Origin of the sequence: Ilumatobacter sp., assembly GCF_041688325.1 — a bacterium.
In the GTDB taxonomy this organism is placed as follows: domain Bacteria; phylum Actinomycetota; class Acidimicrobiia; order Acidimicrobiales; family Ilumatobacteraceae; genus Ilumatobacter_A.
This window is the reverse complement of record NZ_JBDNIJ010000082.1, coordinates 1-2,669: the sequence shown is the minus strand read 5'-3', so window position 1 is coordinate 2,669 and position 2,669 is coordinate 1. Positions and strand designations below refer to the sequence as shown.

General features: G+C 64.4%; 3 protein-coding genes. All 3 read right to left on the bottom strand.

What is annotated here, in order from left to right; genetic code table 11:
- The coding region (locus tag ACH2EI_RS05660; RefSeq protein ID WP_395159407.1) for an IS1380 family transposase at positions 1-1,089 on the bottom strand (1,089 nt) is incomplete at its 3' end.
- Positions 1,090-1,209: 120 nt separating this feature from the next.
- Entirely contained in the window at positions 1,210-2,205 is a 996-nt protein-coding gene (rlmB, locus tag ACH2EI_RS05655; RefSeq protein WP_395153751.1) for a 23S rRNA (guanosine(2251)-2'-O)-methyltransferase RlmB, read from the bottom strand.
- A partial coding sequence (ispF, locus tag ACH2EI_RS05650; protein ID WP_395159405.1) for a 2-C-methyl-D-erythritol 2,4-cyclodiphosphate synthase occupies positions 2,202-2,669 on the bottom strand: 468 nt, incomplete at its 5' end. The genes ispF and rlmB, both read right to left, overlap by 4 nt.

Below are 2,669 nucleotides of genomic sequence, written 5' to 3'. Positions count from 1 at the left end.
CCAGGCGGCGTTCGCCGGGTAGTGACCGGAGGGGATGTGAGCAGCGCCGCCGTCTTTGAGTTCTCTGATGGCGAGTTCGACAATGGCGTGGTTGCGATGGAACTCGTCGGCTTCGATCGTGGTCAAGTCGGTCCGGTTGGTGATGAAGCTGTGGTGTCGCCACTCGGGAAACAGGCGGGCTTGGGCGGTTTCGGCCAGGCGGGTGCGTCGCACGACGAGGCGGACGGTGCGACGGTCCTTCTTGCGCGGTCCGCCGCCGACATAGGTGGTTTCGGCCACTTGGGCGAACCCGCCGAGTGTGTAGTCGATATCGACCCACCCGTCATCAGCAATGTTGGCAATGGCGGCTTTCACCTTGGCATGGTTGGCGACGGTGATTGACCAGGCCATCTTGTGCCGATCCAAAGTTCGGAGCAGTTCCCACGACCAGAACCCCGAATCGGCGCGCACCGTTTTCGCGCCGGTTGCTTTCGCGCGGCGTAAAACGCCGGCGAGTTCGTCGACGAACCGGTTGATCCCGCGGCTGGATCCGGCTGATCCTTTCCGCATCCGCGAGAACAAGACTTCGCCGGTCCCGGCCCGTGTTGCGACGAGGGGGTGGTAGCCGAGGCATTTGGTGTAGCCGTATCCGGCGCCCTGCTTCGCGTGGCCATGAACCTCGCAGATCGTGGAGTCCAAGTCGATCACCATGTTGCCGTCTCCGGGGCCCGCGCCCGCGGCCCATGCGTTCGCGAGTAGCCGTGCTGCGACGGCGTCGAGTTGACGGACGAAGCCGAACGTGAACGTGCGCAAAAATGTTCCGATCGTCGAGGGTGCCATCACCCGAAACGGCAACACCGTTTGTGTCGCGCCAGCGCGCGGCACGTCGGTGTGATCAATGCGGGTCGCGTCAGCGACCATCGCGGCGATCAGCGTGCAGAGCTTGCGGCCAGGGGCGTGCGACCCGGTCCGCACCCACCGGTTCGCGAGTGCTTCGAGGCCGAGTCGAGACATCAGCGTGGCGACCACGATCAGCCCGGCGTTGGCGATCAGACCGTCATGATCGAATGACGTGTCGTAGCGGTCGATAGTGCGCGATACTGAGAACACAGAAAGTGCCTCCTGTGGCTTGGATTACGTTGACTTCGAGTATCAACATCATCCCAGCTCGGGAGGCCTTTTTGGTGGACGCGAACCACCCACCACCATCACCTACACGGTGGATCCAGGCTAAGGCGCAGCTCGTCTGCCCCGAGCAATTTCGTAGGTCGAAAGTGCCGCAGCGGCGGAAACATTCAGTGAACTGATGCGGCCCATCATCGGGATCGACACGATCGTGTCGCACCGCTGCCTGACAAGCTTCGACAGGCCGCCTCCCTCGGCGCCGAGGACGAGGCAGATCGGTTCGTCGGCCAGCGCCGCCAGGTCAAAGAGATCCCGGTCGGCGCTGTCGTCGAGCCCGACAATCCAGATGCCGTGATCTTTCATGTTGGCGAGCGTTGCTGGAAGACCAGGAATGAGTGCGATCGGGACGTGTTCGATCGCACCAGCCGACGCCTTCGCCACCGTCGGGGTGACGTGCACCGCACGATGCTTCGGGAGCAGCACGCCGGTGACGCCGGCGCCATCGCAGTTGCGAATGATTGCTCCGAGGTTGCCCGGATCGGTCACGCCATCGACGGCAACGAGGAACGGCTTGACCCCGTTTTTCGTTCGGAGCAGTTCGCCGAGGTCAGCCTCTTCGAGTTCAGCGGCAGTGGCGAGCACACCCTGCGGCGATTCGCTGCGGGCCTCGCGGTCGAGCTTGACACGTGCGATGTAGGTGACCATTACACGCTGGGCGCGGGCGATCTCGACGATGTCGGCGACGCCAGCATCACCTTCGAGATCAGCACTGATAAAGATGTCGTAGACCTTGCGCTTCTCAGCCATGAGCAGTTCGCGGACGGCCTGGCGCCCCTCGATCTGCTTGCCACCGAGCCCACGACCTGGGGTACGCGGATCGGCCTCACGGCCACCACCCTGCGGGCCACCGGTTCGGCGCGGCGGCGGACCGCTGCGCTGGCCCGGCCGAGGCCCACTGCGTTGACCAGGACGGCTGCCCGGACGGCCGCCGACGCGGCCACCCGCACTGGCACCTGCGCTCCCACCAGGACTGCCGCCGGGCTTTCCCTGACGCTTGCCTGTTCCACCGGAGATACCACGGCTTCGACCCTGCTTGCTCATGATTCGTCCGTTTCCGACGTGTTCGTCATTCGTTGGATGAGCGCCGTGGCGAAACACACGACACCTTCACTGCGACCAATAGAACCAAGCTTTTCGGCCCGGTTACCCTTCACGGTGACTGGTGCTCCGACCGCCGCACTCAGCACCTGCTGCATCTCGTCTCGACGCGGCGCGATCTTCGGCTGCTCGCAGACGAGCGCTGTGTCGATGTTGCCGACTCCCCAACCATCCGCGGCGAGCAGACTGACCACGTGCTTCAGCAACGTAATCGAGTCGGCGCCACGCCACCGTTCGTCGGTGTCCGGAAAGTGCATCCCAATGTCGCCGAGGCCAGCTGCACCGAGCAGCGCGTCGGCACAGGCGTGCGCCACCGCATCGGCGTCAGAGTGACCGGCGAGCCCAGGACTGTCAGGGAACACGACGCCACCGAGTACGAGGATGCGGCTCGGGTCGTCGGTGAACTG

What these genes read in the sequence shown, in the direction of transcription:
- rlmB (WP_395153751.1), bottom strand. Translation starts at nt 2,205, where the DNA reads ATGAGCAAGCAGGGTCGAAGCCGTGGTATCTCCGGTGGAACAGGCAAG.